Annotated in this window: 2 protein-coding genes; both read left to right on the top strand. The window is 38.6% G+C overall.

Going from position 1 to position 604, the window contains the following annotated elements:
- The coding region (locus HFD15_RS13990; RefSeq protein ID WP_167593822.1) for a DUF1642 domain-containing protein at positions 1 to 271 on the top strand (271 nt) is incomplete at its 5' end.
- Positions 268 to 552 (top strand): hypothetical protein, encoded by a 285-nt coding sequence (locus tag HFD15_RS13995; protein ID WP_098396624.1) that lies wholly within the window; start codon positions 268 to 270, stop codon positions 550 to 552. The genes HFD15_RS13990 and HFD15_RS13995, both read left to right, overlap by 4 nt.
- The last annotated feature ends 52 nt before the right edge of the window (positions 553 to 604 follow it).

Genomic DNA, 604 nt, shown 5'->3' on the forward strand with positions numbered 1-604 from the left:
TTCTGAACACCAAGAAGATTATATGCGTGCATGGCTTGACGGCTATACAGTCGAAAAACCGCAGCTGTTCTATTTGAGAGATGAGTTAACTGGACAATTCCTTGCAAAGGATAATCAGTTTAAAGACAAGGATAGATACTTCTTTTGGACAGGAGCAGACCCACTTACGCATTCTATTGGCACAGCGTGGAAATTATCATTCACCCAGCAAGAAATCGACAGCATGCAAACTGGGAGCTATGAACAGATAAAAGTGAAGGAAGAAAAATGAACGATAAAAAATATTATGTTCGATTGAGACCAATGGACACGTATTTGATACGCAATAGTCCATCTAAAATTGGCGTGCTTTGGATTGATGAATCAAAACAGCCTTTTACAAAATCAGAACTAAGTAAAATCATGGGTGGTGCTTTTTATATAACACTACATCAAAAATCATTTACTGCTCCACTGGTAATTGGTAGGAATTGGATTTGGTCTGATGAATTGCAAGTCTATGAATGGATTAACCCGCTCATTGAGCTTGTGCCTGTGGAGGACGGAGAATGAAATGTGATGAATGTAATTTAGATATGAAGTGGTTTGATGACTTCCCAGATGC

Source organism: Lactococcus sp. EKM203L, from assembly GCF_011800585.1.
Taxonomy (GTDB): domain Bacteria; phylum Bacillota; class Bacilli; order Lactobacillales; family Streptococcaceae; genus Lactococcus; species Lactococcus lactis.

What these genes read in the sequence shown, in the direction of transcription:
- HFD15_RS13995 (WP_098396624.1), top strand. Translation starts at nt 268, where the DNA reads ATGAACGATAAAAAATATTATGTTCGATTGAGACCAATGGACACGTAT.